This window comes from Lysinibacillus sp. NPDC093190 (assembly GCF_050280425.1).
Lineage (GTDB): Bacteria > Bacillota > Bacilli > Bacillales_A > Planococcaceae > Lysinibacillus.
On record NZ_JBNNVG010000002.1, the window covers coordinates 177,551 to 192,678 of the forward strand.

The 15,128-nt window shown below is 32.7% G+C and carries 14 protein-coding genes and 1 pseudogene; 3 read left to right on the forward strand and 12 right to left on the reverse strand.

Translation table 11 applies throughout. The features are described 5' to 3' along the window. Positions 1-434: 434 nt before the first annotated feature. Positions 435-1,319 (reverse strand): GNAT family N-acetyltransferase, encoded by an 885-nt coding sequence (locus ACQKOF_RS02860; RefSeq protein WP_427553503.1) that lies wholly within the window; start codon positions 1,317-1,319, stop codon positions 435-437. A 1,156-nt stretch (positions 1,320-2,475) separates the two neighbouring features. Between ACQKOF_RS02860 and ACQKOF_RS02865 the strand changes: the two genes are divergently transcribed. Next, positions 2,476-2,667, forward strand: coding sequence for a hypothetical protein (locus tag ACQKOF_RS02865; protein ID WP_427553506.1), 192 nt, complete (start codon positions 2,476-2,478; stop codon positions 2,665-2,667). 232 nt (positions 2,668-2,899) lie between these two features. On the opposite strand, the gene ACQKOF_RS02870 is transcribed toward ACQKOF_RS02865, so the two are convergent. Genes ACQKOF_RS02870 through ACQKOF_RS02885 form a run of 4 tightly spaced genes read right to left on the reverse strand, consistent with a single transcriptional unit; the run spans position 2,900 to position 5,066 of the window. After that, positions 2,900-3,250 (reverse strand): hypothetical protein, encoded by a 351-nt coding sequence (locus tag ACQKOF_RS02870; RefSeq protein ID WP_053597260.1) that lies wholly within the window; start codon positions 3,248-3,250, stop codon positions 2,900-2,902. Continuing rightward, the gene (locus ACQKOF_RS02875; RefSeq protein ID WP_427553509.1) at positions 3,243-3,575 is read right to left on the reverse strand and encodes a YolD-like family protein; all 333 of its coding nucleotides are present in this window, start codon (positions 3,573-3,575) and stop codon (positions 3,243-3,245) included. Before ACQKOF_RS02875 ends, ACQKOF_RS02870 begins: the two co-directional genes overlap by 8 nt. A 13-nt stretch (positions 3,576-3,588) precedes the next feature. Then, complete coding sequence (locus ACQKOF_RS02880) at positions 3,589-4,848, reverse strand: DNA polymerase thumb domain-containing protein (RefSeq protein WP_427553512.1); 1,260 nt, start codon at positions 4,846-4,848, stop codon at positions 3,589-3,591. After that, the gene (locus ACQKOF_RS02885) at positions 4,845-5,066 is read right to left on the reverse strand and encodes a transcriptional regulator (protein ID WP_427553515.1); all 222 of its coding nucleotides are present in this window, start codon (positions 5,064-5,066) and stop codon (positions 4,845-4,847) included. Before ACQKOF_RS02885 ends, ACQKOF_RS02880 begins: the two co-directional genes overlap by 4 nt. Before the next feature lie 460 nt (positions 5,067-5,526). Here ACQKOF_RS02885 and ACQKOF_RS02890 point away from each other — a divergent pair, with 460 nt between their 5' ends. Continuing rightward, on the forward strand, positions 5,527-5,814 hold the full coding sequence (locus ACQKOF_RS02890) for a transposase (protein ID WP_427553517.1): 288 nt from the start codon (positions 5,527-5,529) through the stop codon (positions 5,812-5,814). On the opposite strand, the gene ACQKOF_RS02895 is transcribed toward ACQKOF_RS02890, so the two are convergent. Continuing rightward, positions 5,740-6,390, reverse strand: coding sequence for a helix-turn-helix domain-containing protein (locus ACQKOF_RS02895; protein ID WP_427553519.1), 651 nt, complete (start codon positions 6,388-6,390; stop codon positions 5,740-5,742). The two genes, ACQKOF_RS02890 and ACQKOF_RS02895, sit on opposite strands and share 75 nt — an antisense overlap. Positions 6,391-6,541: 151 nt before the next feature. On the opposite strand from ACQKOF_RS02895, the pseudogene ACQKOF_RS02900 reads away from it, so the two are divergent. After that, positions 6,542-7,516 (forward strand): annotated as a pseudogene (locus tag ACQKOF_RS02900) (helix-turn-helix domain-containing protein). Between the two features lie 295 nt (positions 7,517-7,811). Here ACQKOF_RS02900 and ACQKOF_RS02905 read toward each other — a convergent pair. From ACQKOF_RS02905 to ACQKOF_RS02930, 6 genes are all read right to left on the reverse strand, one after another. Continuing rightward, on the reverse strand, positions 7,812-9,032 hold the full coding sequence (locus ACQKOF_RS02905; RefSeq protein ID WP_427553522.1) for an ATP-grasp domain-containing protein: 1,221 nt from the start codon (positions 9,030-9,032) through the stop codon (positions 7,812-7,814). Between the two features lie 18 nt (positions 9,033-9,050). After that, positions 9,051-10,295, reverse strand: a complete 1,245-nt coding sequence (locus ACQKOF_RS02910; protein WP_427553524.1) for a M20 family metallopeptidase — start codon at positions 10,293-10,295, stop codon at positions 9,051-9,053. Further along, positions 10,288-11,544 (reverse strand): ATP-grasp domain-containing protein, encoded by a 1,257-nt coding sequence (locus tag ACQKOF_RS02915; RefSeq protein WP_427553526.1) that lies wholly within the window; start codon positions 11,542-11,544, stop codon positions 10,288-10,290. Before ACQKOF_RS02915 ends, ACQKOF_RS02910 begins: the two co-directional genes overlap by 8 nt. A gap of 100 nt (positions 11,545-11,644) precedes the next feature. Further along, positions 11,645-13,183: a phenylalanine aminomutase (D-beta-phenylalanine forming) gene (locus ACQKOF_RS02920; RefSeq protein ID WP_427553529.1), complete on the reverse strand. Its 1,539-nt coding sequence runs from the start codon at positions 13,181-13,183 to the stop codon at positions 11,645-11,647. After that, complete coding sequence (locus ACQKOF_RS02925) at positions 13,183-14,061, reverse strand: NAD(P)-dependent oxidoreductase (RefSeq protein ID WP_427553532.1); 879 nt, start codon at positions 14,059-14,061, stop codon at positions 13,183-13,185. Before ACQKOF_RS02925 ends, ACQKOF_RS02920 begins: the two co-directional genes overlap by 1 nt. Next, entirely contained in the window at positions 14,061-15,116 is a 1,056-nt protein-coding gene (locus ACQKOF_RS02930; RefSeq protein ID WP_427553535.1) for a Gfo/Idh/MocA family oxidoreductase, read from the reverse strand. Before ACQKOF_RS02930 ends, ACQKOF_RS02925 begins: the two co-directional genes overlap by 1 nt. Positions 15,117-15,128: the final 12 nt, after the last annotated feature.

Below are 15,128 nucleotides of genomic sequence, written 5' to 3' on the forward strand. Positions count from 1 at the left end.
GCGCGAAAGCGTAGCGGCAGCGGCACCGATGCAGGTCAGTTAGCCGTTATCGCATGGAAATGAAAGTGTTGGTTTGGTTTTTAGAAAGTTTGATTAAAAGCACCTACCAAGTCCATTTTTTATGATAAATAAAAAGAATATGTTTTAAAAAAAAGATTGATCAAAATGGATTCTTTCTTTGCGAAGTATTGTTCAATTTTTATAAAAAAGTTTGATTATTTTCTTCTGTTGATCTTCAAATTAAAGACAAGATTCTATAGAGAGGCTTATAAAGATAAGGCACTAACTCTTTTAAGTTAGTACCACATCCTTTTCTACCTCTCCAAGAGCTTTTAAGTTTTTCGAGATTTCCTGTGATAAGTACTATGTTCGGTACAAAAGCCTGAAACGCAAGCTGTATCAATACTAACTCCAGTATGGATATTTTACTTCAATTAACAATGTGATGTTAACGGGAACATAAAGTTATCCTTCAACAATGACTCTTTCGTTAAGACGAATAAAGCATCATCATCATTTGGCATAATGGTTGCTGTCATGCCCTCGATTGTTAAATCAGGTGTGAAATAAAATACCACTTTTTTCGTTGTTTCCTTCACAATGCTTGCTAATACAGCTTCAACATCTGGTGCATTTAACGAAATGATATCGAAAATATGCAGAGTATCTTCTTCTTCCTCCATTAGCACAATCGTTTCTAAATCTTCCACATAGAAGATGGCTTCATGAAATACTAATGTGAAATAAAACATTAATAAACTTTCATTATGCTCAACATCTAAAATCCTTGAGTTAACATGGCGATTTTTCGCAAACTTTTCAAGTAATGCAAGATCATTTTCAAGAGTAAGCTGTTTTACTTTCGCATCCATCTTCATTTGAATTGTGCTATTTGCTAGGTCTAAGCTAAACTCACTTTCATTTAGACGTGTAAAGCCAAACTTCGGGTAAAAATCCAATACAGTATCATTCGCAAAAAGATACATGAAATCATAAGTATTTTCGTATTCTTTCATAATGTACTGCATTAATTGCTTAGCTAAACCTTTATTGCGATATTTTTCATCAGTCATTACTGTACCAATTTGAATCCCTTTATACATTTTACCATCAATAATTATTGACATTTTATTAACTGAAGCATTTGAGATAACCTTACCTTCATCAACAAATGAATACGGTATATATTTGTCATTCCAATACCCTCTGTTGTACCAGCCTCGGAAATCTAATTCAAATGTCTTCATTGCTAAGGCATTAAAACTCTCCTTCAAACTTTCAATATTACGATAATTACTTACTAATTCATATTTTTCCATCTAAATTCCCTCCAATTTTTGCTTCAATCACTTTGGTGCATTACTTGTACTTATGGGAATTATCACCTCCTAAAAACAGAAAAAGACTTTATGAGAATAAACTCATAAAGTCTTTTTATACGCAAAAAAATAAAATTAACCAGACTAAAGCTAGTGCTTGCCTTTAGTTGGATTACATAAATTTATTAATCTACTTATATAGATTAGACCATTATATCGCTTCTCTTAGTTATCGCAAAAGGGCATCGCAAATAAACCTATAATTTTCAAAAAAATTATAGAATAACCCTCCTATTAAATTCATTGGAATTTAATTTGCGATAATAAGTTTTAGCATAAAAGTCTAATCTCCCTTCTGTTTTTAAGAATAAAGAAATACTATCACCTGTTTAAATTTTTGTCTACCTTTTTATTTCATGAATTTTTTTGTTAGTATCAATACTCTATGAAAACGCCTTATACAAAAGTACTTTTATTATTACCTTTCTCACCTTCTTCTTTTCGACATAAAACACCGGTTTGGCTAAAAATAACTAAAGGGGTAAAGCTTTGCAACTTATTTATAAACGTCGTGACTTTATTTCAAATCTACAGAAAGTGCAGGAAAAAGGAAATCCTCCGCTATGAAGAAAGGCAATAAATATTTGAAATCGGCTCTAAAAAGATTATGAGGTAGTTATAAATATCAGCACTAACTACCATAAATCCATTATCATTCATACATCAATAAAAAGTTCTGATAAAGATGAGTATAAGCTATCATTGAAAATCGAAGAGACTAAAATCTTACACTCTAAAGAACTAAATTCAGTATCTTACAATGACTCTTATGAAATTAAAATATTAGATGCCAACGGTCAAATAATAGATTAGTCAACTCGGCATCTTTTTTTAAAACTAACGGGGTTGAATAGATTAAGTGTTTAAACCCTTTACGCAGTCATATATTAAATGTAAAAAAGGAAGTGTCCATAATGAGAACGGGTAAAATCACTTTAATCAGAACCATTGTAATTTTATTCGTTGTAACCTTTCTATTTATCAATAATTCCTCAACAAAAGGAAAGGTATCTGAACACCCCCTTCAAAAAGTAGTACTGAAATAAAATTTGAAAACGAAAAGAAATTAAAAGATGTAGAGGAAATTCAATCCCAATTGTATCAAGAAGGTGGCTTTTTTGAATATGTAAGCAAAAAATTAACAGAGAAAGGCTATGTTTTTCGTATGATGCTTGTAGTTAATTCTAAAAATGATATTAGGGTGAACTATATCTTAGCAAATAAAGATACTACAGAATCAGTACGAGAAGAGGTAAAATCAATTTTCTATGGGGCAGTTGTAATCTAAATCCCAATCATTTTATCTTAAAGTGGCTGATAATAATGACGGACCTGATTGGTAATGAAGTTCTTTTACTAACGGCGTGCTTGAATAAGACTCATTTAATTGATCAAATTCTTTATAAAAATCTCATACTTAGTTAGAACGATTAACTCCATTTTGATCAATTTTTTTTCAAAATGGAGTGTCTTTGCATTTGCTAATAAATAAAGGTTAAAGGAAATTTTTTAATCAATCTTTATTCTAAAGCTACACTTATATGATTAATCAACAACTTTTCCACCTGTGATTTAAGAGCTTGATTTGCATAGCGCAGTACTACATCATTACCTGCAGTGGCAACTTGCACGTCACTAAAGTATTCATCTACTGGTTGCCAACCTACTACTCGTATACGTTTTTGTGCAAGTTCTCGTTTGAGGTTAAAATATTCTTGTCTTAGATCCTTTAGCAATGAATCCATCATTGGCAGAAATACCGTTTTCATTTTAAATTGCTCTAATTTACAATAGTCAACCTGCAATGATTTAACTGCTAGCTCTAACAAAAGATACTTATGAAGTAACTGTCTTTCATCGGGTTTAATCATAGTAATCAGCATCCAGTTGGGCCGATTGAATACTTTGGATTGGAATACTTTTCGTGCTAAGTAGTGTTTCAAGTATGAGTTCATTAGTATTAATCGATTTAATTATTCCAGCCCATTGTGTGATTTTGTAGTCCTTCCACACTTCTAATTTTATGTCCAATTGCTGATTAAAAGCTTGATCAATTGTTTTTTGTAGTTCTTCCAGTTCCCACTCAGTCAATTCTCTTGGCTGTTCTATACGCTCTTGTTTATACTCTCTAAGAAGCTCTAAATGCTCCGGCAACATCAACGATGCCCATTTAATATTACCTCTGTCTTGTATCATAAATAAATCACTCCTATGCCAAATGACCGCCAACTAAGCGATCTCGATTAATAGCTGTACCAGCTTTTGTGAAAGAAACGGCTCTTAATATTGAGGTAGCTCCAAACCTGTTGCGTATTGCATCCATTGTAGGACCGATTATTCGACGCTGTGGCTTACGATCATCGAATAAGTCTAATTGGATACTATGCTCTCTTTCCAGGTTGGATATTCTAACTGATAACTGACGTGCAGGCTCTCCTGCAAAGTGTTCGTCTAGTAATTCAATACAAGTTTTATACATCACAAGTGTTTCGCTTGTTGGTACTGCAATCGTTTTAGACCGATGGAATCCTTTGGTCATAGCATTTCGACTATAAGAAAGACTCATACTAATTGTACGACCAACATAACCTGCATCCCGCGTTCGCTTCATTACATCCTCACACATTTCAAGGAGCACTACAGAGATTTCTTTACGTGTATGGTAATCCTTCATCAGCATTTGGCCCTTCCCAAAACTTAAAGCTCCGTTTGTTATTAACGGCTCCCCTAATTTGGATAAATCGATTCCCCATGCATGGTAATAGAGTTGATTGCCCATCACACCAAAGCGCTTTTCTAGTTCTTTTAAATCTGTATTAGCCAAACCACCGACTGTTTGTATCCCCATAGCATTTAAATTTGCTTCCATCTGTTTACCGATTCCCCACATTTCAGAAAGGGGTCGAACTGGCCATAATTTTTTTGGAATATCTTCATACGTCCATTTAGCAAAGCCCGTTTTCTTTGCTTCAAGGTCTAAAGCTAATTTGGCTATTAACATATTTGGTCCCATACCTACTGCACTAGGTATATTAAATTGGTCAAGAATAGCCTTTTGTATTTCCTTAGCCGCTTCTTCAGATGAACCCCAAAGCTTTTCAGTGCCAGTTAAATCAACAAAACTTTCGTCTACACTATACACATGTATAGCATCAACTGGGACATAATTAGAGATCAATTTTGTAATCGTCATCGACATTTGAATAAAGAAACTCATTTTAGGCTCAAACAATCTAATGTCAGGATGTTTAGGTATTTCATAACGTCGACTACCAGTTTTGATACTAAATTTTTCTTTCATTAAGGGAGATGCAGCAAGCACTACGCTACCTGGTTGGTCAAAATTTGCTACTACTGCAACGGGAGTTTTTAAAACATCTAGCCCATGTAACATCGCTACGATACTGGCGTAAAAGCATTTCATATCGATACACATAATAGGTCTATTGGGCATACTCTTATAATTCATACAACTTCACGCCCCTTACTAACAAAAGGCATAACGGCTAGAACGTTACTGATCAAAAAAGTACGTTTTGCATGTCTTGTAAAACAAAATGCTTGAAATGAATCACCAACAATTTTAATGACTTTTACACGCCTTTTTGTTATGGAACCATCTTTTGCTGCATACATCATGTTCACTAATTGTTTGTGCTGCATAGCTTTAATCAGTTGTCCTCTCATCGTAGTTTCCTCCCATTACCTCTCGCAATTTTTAAAATTGGCTAATCACTATATCTAGACTTCCAATTTCTATCTATGTCCCTACCGGTAAAGGATCAACTTCCATAAATTGAATCGCATCCGGACTTTTAAACCTTTTATATCCAATTTGAACCGAAATATCTCCTACTACAGTTATTTATTATTGGCACAAATGATTTCCCCCTTTACCTATCATACGCAAGAACACTTGTTTGTATACATATTAGAACAAACGTTTGCTTTTTAGCAAGATTAAATTTTTGGAAATAAAAAAAGACCAGGTACTCTGATACTATCCCCTTTAGGTAGACAATGTAATTGACTATAATTATAGTCAATTACATGTCCGCACTGACCTAAAAAAATGAGACAAATAAAAACACCTTTCGTTGAAAAACGGGTATTGTACTTTATCAAATCAACGGGGAGGTGTTTTTCTATGAGCAGAACAAATAAAGTATATTCAACTGAATTTAAAGTAAAAGTAGTACGTGCTTATTTAAATGGAGAAGGAAGCTATCGAACACTTGCGAATCAATATGGTATTCGAAGTAGTACTCAATTGAAACAATGGGTGAAGATATTTCAAGAAGCAGGTAGTACAGAAACTTTTGAGCGCATATCTGCTGGAGCAAAAGGAGTGAAGAATCACTTAAAAGGGAAACGAATTCATTTTAAATCGGTTGAAGAAGAGAGCGATTACTTTTCCTCGTTGAGTCTCAATTAGCCAATTCCCTGGAAGGAAAGAAGTAAGCTCTATTAAATCTTTTCGAACTGTATTGACTGAGCAATTCAACAACACAGCTAATTCTTGAGCTGCAATCCAATCTTCGTGTTCTACTAAGTGCTGATATAGCTTGATTAGTCTGTTTGAAGTTGCAGTTTCAATTGGGGAATTATCAGCGTGCGTGCCTTTACAAGACATACTCACAATAATGAACTTCAAATTCCCATACAGTCCATTAGCTGTTTCTATCTGTGGTTGATAATTAACGTTAAATTCATTTCTCTCTAGTGTTAGCTGCATCATCCGCTCTATTTGGTCCTTTTTGATAACAAGTTCATTCATCTTGTCATCAAAAAATCGATGATTATTTCCCCCTAATTCTTTCGCTTTATACATAGCGATATCAGCATGTTTGAGAAGCTCTTCTTGAGTCACTCCATCAATGGAATACCTCGCGATTCCCATACTCATTTGAACAAAAGTGATTTGGCCATGAATAGTAAAAGGTGAAACAAAGAAGCTATCATTCGACAAGGAATAACAAAATACATTTTTGGTTTGCGCATTAAAAATCACTTAATGAACAGTTCTAACAAAAATACCTATTTAAATGCTATTGATTGATACTCAATAAAATTATATGTCATTAGGAAAAATAAAAAATCCTTGATATGAACTGCGCCCCCATTGTTAGACACCATCTAACAATTGGAGGTGCAGTTTTTCTATGGTCAAATATACTGCCGAAAATAAATTACAAGCTGTTGAGCGTTACTTAAGCGGAAATGGAAGTTCCTATGATATAGCTAAACTCTTTGGAAACTGATAATAAAGCAATCCTTAAATGGGTGAAACAATTTGAACATAATGGGGTAGATGCTTTTATTAAACGATGTACAACTTACACACAAGAGTTTAAAATAGATGTACTAAATTTCATGACTGAATACGGTACATCTTTAAACGAAACGGCAGCTATTTTTAATATACCTGCCCCTTCTACTATTTACTGTTTGGAAAAAACAACTTGAAACACATGGTATAGATGCTCTTCAGTCAAAGAAAAAGGGGCATCCAACGATGAAAAAAGAAGTAGGGAAACAAACAAAACAAGCACCAGGGTCTGTCGAAGAACTTGAAGAACGAATCAAACAACTTGAAATGGAAAACGAGTATTTAAAAAAGTTGAATGCCTTAGTTCAACACAAGGAAAAATCACCAAACAGGACAAAGCTCAGTAGTCTATGAGTTAAGGCATAAATATCCGGTGAAAGCACTTGTAAAACTCGCTGGCATTCCACGAAGTACGTACTATGATTTAGTAAAACGTATGAATCGACCAGATCCAGATGACGATTTAAAAGCGGAAATAAAAGCGATTTATGAAGAACATGAAGGATACCGTACAACGATTCACTCGGACCAGGGCTGGCACTATCAACATCGTTTATGGGTGATAACATTAAAGCGAAACAAGATTTTCCAAAGCATGTCTCGTAAAACAACCTGTGCAGACAATGCGGCCATGGAGAACTTTTTTGGCTTACTCAAACAAGAAATGTATTACGGAGAAGAATTAATCTCCTATGAAGCGTTAAAGAAGAAAATAGAGAAGTATATCGATTACTATAATAACGATCGAATTAAACAAAAATTGGCCGGCATGAGCCCGGAAAATACCGAACTCAAGCCAGCCAATTAACTGCATAATAAAAACTCTAACTTTTAGGGGTCACTTCAATATACAAGGGTTTTGACGCTCATTGGAATCCATGAAATCGTATTATGGAGACGGCACTCGTTTATATGAGAAATGCTATAACGTCAACACTTATACTTATGAAATTATTTTGTAATAAAATTTTCCGACTACGAATAATTAAATATATTTTGTATGGTTAATGTTTTGTGTTTTTTACCAATTATTTACGTCAGCTACGCTGGTACTTGGCCGCCTCCCAAATAAACTGGAAGGTAAGGTCTTTAAAGAGCCTTAATTAGCTCTTTCCTGTTATTTGTTTTGTTTCCCAAATCATGTTTTCACATTGCCATTTGTAAAGAGAATTCATTCGCTCTATCAACTCACCTTCTGTTTTACCACTAATTAAATAAGAAATCACAAAATCTACACTTGTAGATGCTCCATTAAAATTCTTACCGATAAATTCCTCTTTGAAAAGTACATCCTCTATCCAAGATTCCGTTGAAATAGATATGTCCTTTAAAATACCCTCTTTTGGAGGGATTAATATCCAAGCGGACAAATTTGATGATTCCATTGCGCTTAAATCTATGCTAATATCAGAAAGTTCCGCACGAACACTTTTTTCTAAAATATTTATACCCGTAATATATTTTATTGATTCTACAACCATTGCTCCACCTACTCTAGATCCAATCTCACAGAAGGTAATATTTTGATCTGAATCTACGAAAAACTCTGCATGAAATGCAATGGTATGCTTAGGAGTTGGCAAATGGTCTATTACTTTTTTCACTTCATTATTTAAACGTTCTCTAAGTGGATTATCTTTTTGAATTACTAGTGAACCAAGAAACTCATCATCTTCAAAGGCTAAACAGCCATTAACATACATTGAAGGAATTGATAACATGAGTTGACCATCCTTATAGAGCCCATCTACATGGTACATATCACCTTTAATGTACTTTTCTATCATGAGGCCTGGAGTTAGACCTTTTCTGAAGAAGTTTCTAAGATCTTTATCAGAAAAAATCAAGTTTAATCCCTTTGATCCTGCATCTGCTTGAGGCTTAATTACAACGGGAAGACCATTTTCATCAATAAATTTAATAACGTCGACTATACTATTAACTTCAGAAAATTCAGGTAAATTAACGATTCCTTTTAAAGAGTTTTTCATATTCAGTTTATTCCGAAATATCATTCCACTTTTATATGTCTGTCCAGGGATTTGGAGAAAATCTCTTATCTCTGCTACTTTCTCTATATCAAATTCACTAGTAGCAATAATGGCATCAAATTTATCTTCTCTGTGCATTCTGATTAAATCATAATAGATATTTTCATCTTCTTTATAATCTTCGTAGCTATGAATTACTGAGAAATCATTCTCAAACTGTTCTACATAGCCCTTATTAGTAAAAAATTCATATTTGGCATCTATACCTTTTAAAGCTTTTATATAGTCAACTTTTTTCTTTCCGAAATGATTAATTATAGCAACATTTTTCACGTGATTACCCCCGTTTTATTAATAAGCTAAATATTTAGCTAAGATTTTGACGCCCTGTTTAAATTCTTCTAAATCAACTTTTTCATGTGAAGAGTGAGCATCACTAAGGTCCCCACTACCAAAAATCAGGGTAGGTTTCTTAGCTAGTGTATGGTAATAATGAGCATCACAACTTACTCTCCAACCATACGTTTTATGCTGTGGTTTTGATTTATTAGAATTAATAATTTCAAGAAATTCGTTTAAATACGAATCATTTTCATTCGTTAAATATGCAGCGTTTTTCAGTTCGTTGAATGTAATTGAGATATTATTATTTACCCAATTGTTTTTTGTATTTGTACAAATTTTTCTAATTTTTTCTTGAATTTCATGTAAAGTATATTTATCAGTAAATCCAACATTAGCAAGTATCTTACAGTTTTCAGGAACTGATCCAGCCCATTGGCCTCCCTCTATTTTACCAACATTAATTTGAAGAGGTTTATCCCAACAGTTAAAACCATCGTGAAGTCTAGCTTCTTCAAGCATTTCTTGCTCAAAGACCTTCAGGCCCTTAATAACATCGTATATTCCTTCAATGGCATTTACCCCAGTTACATCACTTCCCATATGAACAGGCTTACCAGTTACTTCTATTTCAGCGGTAATTACACCTCTGTGCCCTCTAAATAGCTGTAAATTAGTAGGTTCCATTACTATTATCACATCAGCATCTATTCCATGTAAATTTGAAGAAAGTGTCCCATTACCTGTTATTTCTTCTTCTATAACTAAATCCATTTCGATTTGTTTATTAATTGGAATATTATTCTCCTTTAAGAAACGAATAGCTTCTACTAACATAATTAAATTATTTTTAGTATCACAAGCTCCCCTACCATATAAATAATTATTTTTAATAATTGGGGAAAATCCCTCTGGAAAAGAGTTTGAATTAGGTACTACATCGATATGAATGTTGAATAAAACTTTTGATTGAGATTTTTGTTGATCAATTTTATCGTTATTTATAGCTTTTAAATTATAACTTGAGCTATCTGTATTAGAGTGTTTATGTGGTGTGAATAATTCATGAGTATAAGTATTAGGATGAAAACACTGTTTTTCAATTTCAAAATTAATTGAAGACAAGTACTCTTTTAAAAAGTCAAAAGCTCTATATTCATTAGGACTACTTGTGTCTATACTTAAATATCGCATGAAATTATCCGAAATTTTTAGTCTATTTGATTCGTACCAGCCTTCAAATAGTTTATCCAATGGTTACAGCCCCTTTTTTTGTTTTAATTACCAATTTTCCCTCAATTAAATCTGCATTTTTTATCGCCGTCTCCCGATCTTCTCCAGTGATAATTAAATATCCCACACCACCACATCCATTTTCAGGATTTTTAATTTCACTTCCAATTTCGAGAGGTTCAATTCCCCACCATTTATAATCATAATAACCTGGTAAGGTTTTTATTTTATCTAATCCTTCTATTGAATTAATAATACCTGGTTCAGGGAATATGGACCTGTTAACAACTCCTTTATTAAATTTTGGTTTTAAATCGTTTAAATCTACTTCTTCTCCTAATGCTTGTTTTATCGCTGCCTTTAAAATATTTGTTCCGTTGTGCAAAGGAATCATTTCTGTTCCAAATCTAGGTCCACCTAAACGAGGAGTTAATTCAAATATGAATATACGGTTATCATCAGTTATTATTAAATCTGCTTTAACAACACTATTTTCTATACCAAGTGCAGCTGCGGCACTTTCGGTAATTCTAGAACATTCAATAGATAATTTTTCTGATATACCAGCAGGGAGTATATCTCCACTTTCAACAAAATTTGGTTTATACTTTTCATAATGGAATACTCTTTGTGAAATACCGGTAGTATGCAATTTATTGTTAATCATTAAACCTTCAAGGCTATACTCAGTCCCTTTGATAAATTCATTAACAATTAATGATGATTCTTTATCTTTTATGTATTTCATACAATATTGATATGCCGTGTATAATTCATTTGGTTCATTTACTCTGATTACACCCTTTGAAGAAGAAAGTTCTAAAGGTTTTAATACAATAGGATAAACAATTTCTTTTACTGCTATTTTTAATTCTTGCAATGAATTTACTTGCCTATATTTTGGAGCTGCAATATTGTTTTTTTCGAAAATTCCCGACCTAATGGCTTTATTACTAGCATCAATAGCCACATTTTCTGATATACCAATTAGGTTAAAATAATGTGCTATTCTAGCAACTGATACTGAAGAATCCCAACATAGACTAAGTACTGCATCAAAATCATAACCATTAGCTTTAAATTGTTTAGCAGCTTCAAGAGCAGCCTCCGGGTTTTTAGAATCTGCATATATAAAGTCATCTAAATAATTCAAGCCAACATCATTTTTGAATTCAGAAATCATTAGAAGTCTATATTCGTCTTTTAAGTCTTTCAATATCTCAGAACTCATACCGTTCCCACAGAACAAAATACATTTTTTTCTATGCATATTAAGCCTCCTTAGGTATATAAAACAAACTAACACACTCTTCTTTTCCGGAATATGTTAGTTCGCTTTTTACATTTTCAAATATGTTTAAACTAACGAATTACTTTAAAAGTTGTGTCAATTCTTCAATATACGGTGTAATACTAACATCCTTAGACAGATAAGGGATGATATTTCTAACAGAATCATACATAGGTTTTGTTTTAGATGAGATTCCTGCATTCCCTCTAATGTCAATCGCTTGACATGCACAAAGTAATTCAAACGCAATAATATATCTAGCATTCTGTAGAATTTCTTTACTTCTTCTTCCAGCAATTAAGCCAAACGAAACTATATCTTGGAAATCGCCTGTGGATGTTATTGTCTGAATCGATAAAGGTGTGCAGAGAGATCTATTTTCGGCAGTAATTGATGTACTCATAAACTGTCCACCCATTAAGCCTAGTCTTAAACCTGGATTTTCTTTACATAAGAACGCAGGAAGACCATTGCTACTACTTTTATCCATAAATCTATCAATTCTTCTATCTGATAAATTAGAAATTGTAGTTAAACAAATAGAAAGATAATCCATTGCCATAGAAATATATTGTCCGTGGAAATGTCCATTATGGAATACTTCTTCCTCTTCTGGAATTATCAATGGATTGTCACTACTAGAATTTAATTCATTAGTCAAAATTTCCTTGATGAAATCTAGAGTGTCGTAAATCGGACCAAGAATTTGAGGAGTACAACGTAATGAATAGGCATCTTCAATTTGCTTATCTAATTCCATGACAGTATTGTCATTACTTTTCTGAATCTCTGATTCAACGTTCTCTTCATGAACAATTAACTTACTCTCATTTAAGATTTCATATATGTTCTCAGCGCATTTTCTTTGACCTTGATGAAGTTTTCTGTAGTGAACTTTTGGATCAAAAGGCTTTAATTTTGTTCCTAAGGCTTCAAAAGATAAAGCAGAGACATATTCATATCTGTTTAACAGTTTAGTTGCATCGTGCCAAATAGTTATTCCTAAACCAGTCATAGCTGAAGTACCATTAATTAATGCCAAACCTTCTTTGAAACTAAGAGTCATAGGCGAAATTCCTGCAGCTCTCATAGCGTCGTTTCCACTCATAACTTCTCCATTATATTTTGCTTTCCATTTTCCAGTAGCTACAAGGGCAATAAATGCTAATGGTCCAAGATCTCCACTTGCTCCTAATGATCCCTTTTGTGGAATACGAGGGAGAACATTTTTATTTATCATTTCTAAAAGAATGTTAAAATTCTCGATTGAAATGGCTGAAGCTCCTTTTGATAAAGATATTAATCTTGTTATCATAGTAGCTCGAACAGTTGTATCATCAAAATATTCCCCAACATTAGATGCAACAGATGCTAGTAAATTATTTTGTAACTCTTCTGCCTTTTCTATAGGGACTAAGAAATTAACGAAACCGCCCATACTTGTGTTTACACCGTAAATAATTCTTTGTTCTTCAACAAATTTTTCGAGTAACTTTCTTGATGCCATGACATTATTTTTAACATCATCTGAAACTGAAATTTGTACCTTTTCATTTTTCACGATTTTCATAAAATCTTCTAACTCAATTTTGTTTGAACTAAGCTCATAAGTAATCATTATAAATTCTCCTTTGTAAAAAAATTAAATAGCATAGGTAGATTTTCTTCATTAGGAAAATATTGACTCGCTTCATAAAATGTATTTACGATTGACTCAACAATTTCACTTGTATCATTCGCATCTTCTTTAATCCATTTTTGGAAATAGTTCATATCTTTGTAAGCATTTTTTATAGAGAACTGTAAAACTTCATTCTCATTATTATTTATCCAATCAATCATAAGAGGAAGGCTACTAACATAGTTAGAACCTAGCCGCATTACCTGATCTAGTTTTTCTAAGTCTTGCCCCTTTTTTACCATTTCAGTTATTGTAAGAATTACTATTGCTGTAAACCCCATGCTAATAAAATTATTAGCCAATTTAATCTCATGAGCCCTGCCAGAATCACCTATAAAAATTACATTTTCGCTAAATGTAGATAATAAGTCTTTATACCTGACAAATACCTCTTTCTCGCCACCAACTAATGTGTTAAGTCGTCCCTCCATTGCTTCTTTTGGTCCTCTAGTTACAGGGGCATCAAGAAGGTGAATATTCTTCTCCTTTAAGTGCTCATACAATTTCCTGGTTGAACTTGGATCAGATGTAGAGCAATCGACAATTACAGAATGTTGAGATAAATTGCTATAAAGTCCCCCCTCCCCCATAATAATTCCTTCAACAATGCTTGAGTTTGGGAGACAAAGTATAATAACCGAACAATCTGAAGCTATTGTGGATAATGTTTTATGGATTTTAGCTCCAAAATCTTCTAACTCTTGAGTGTTTTTTTTGCTAATATTTTGATATACATGTAGTTTAAATCCGTTTTTTATTAAATTTAAACCAATGCCTTTACCAATCATCCCTGAGCCAATAAGACCAACGTTCATTAGAACACAACATCCTTTTCATGATTTTCTGTATTTACCAAGGGTTTTAAATCTTCTAATATCTTCTGGATGAATATAGCTTGGTCACAATAAGCTAGATTCTCACTAATATTTTTTTGACTTAAGCTATTGATATTCTCATTGATAAACTTATAGATTTTATTTAATCCATAGATTTCCTCGTCTAAATCTTCTCTTTTTACAGAGTATTCATACTCCATTTTTTTCCCCTCTTTATCTATTTTATAAATAGATAAGATATCAGAGTCCCAATTGGGGTTATCAAATACTAATTTACATAAGAAAATATTATTTTTTTTATCCTTAAGATAAATTAATATTTTTCTATTTCTTTCGTCCCATATAAAGGAACTGTGACCTGTTACATGAATATCACCCATTAAATAATTAACACTAATAGAGTCCATTGTATTTCCTTGATATGGGTTAAATTCACTTTGTGAAGTAATAGATTCGGTTATGGTGTAGCTGCGATTAGTTGGATTTCTTCCATCACATAGATAACTAACTAAGTCTATTGGATGAGATATCTCTGAAAAGGTACCTATAGTAGGTCGTGAATCGTAAATTCTATTTTTACCCCAGAAAAATATTACTCTATATGCTTCTAATTGATTTTTAACTACCCAATCTTTATATATTGAACAAATAGGACTGTATCTTTCTACGAAGTTTAAAGTTATATCATGTATATTAAAGTTTTGATAGATCCATTCAGCTTCTGACAAGTTTTTAGTAAGAGGTTTTTCAGTAATAATTCTCTTGTAAGCGAGTTTATTATTTTTTATTTCTTTAAAATTAGAGTAATGGTCCTTTTCATTACTACAAATGAATACTAAATCAATGCTTTTATATTTTTCAAACGCTTTTTCACAACTTGAAAAACATTCAACATCTAAGTCTTGGATCTTATTTTCATCTTGTTCAACTACACATAATATATTTACTAATACTCTATCTTTATTCATATGTTTGAGAACATTATAGAAACGTCTTCCTGCTTTTCCGAACCCTATTATAATAGCTGAATACAATTTTCTTCTCCT

Bases quoted from the DNA above. Each gene is read 5' to 3' on its own strand.
- ACQKOF_RS02860 (WP_427553503.1), bottom strand. From the start codon at position 1,319: ATGGAAAAATATGAATTAGTAAGTAATTATCGTAATATTGAAAGTTTG.
- ACQKOF_RS02870 (WP_053597260.1), bottom strand. From the start codon at position 3,250: ATGATTAAACCCGATGAAAGACAGTTACTTCATAAGTATCTTTTGTTA.
- ACQKOF_RS02875 (WP_427553509.1), bottom strand. From the start codon at position 3,575: ATGATACAAGACAGAGGTAATATTAAATGGGCATCGTTGATGTTGCCG.
- ACQKOF_RS02880 (WP_427553512.1), bottom strand. From the start codon at position 4,848: ATGAATTATAAGAGTATGCCCAATAGACCTATTATGTGTATCGATATG.
- ACQKOF_RS02885 (WP_427553515.1), bottom strand. From the start codon at position 5,066: ATGAGAGGACAACTGATTAAAGCTATGCAGCACAAACAATTAGTGAAC.
- ACQKOF_RS02890 (WP_427553517.1), top strand. From the start codon at position 5,527: ATGAGCAGAACAAATAAAGTATATTCAACTGAATTTAAAGTAAAAGTA.
- ACQKOF_RS02915 (WP_427553526.1), bottom strand. From the start codon at position 11,544: ATGCATAGAAAAAAATGTATTTTGTTCTGTGGGAACGGTATGAGTTCT.
- ACQKOF_RS02920 (WP_427553529.1), bottom strand. From the start codon at position 13,183: ATGATTACTTATGAGCTTAGTTCAAACAAAATTGAGTTAGAAGATTTT.
- ACQKOF_RS02925 (WP_427553532.1), bottom strand. From the start codon at position 14,061: ATGAACGTTGGTCTTATTGGCTCAGGGATGATTGGTAAAGGCATTGGT.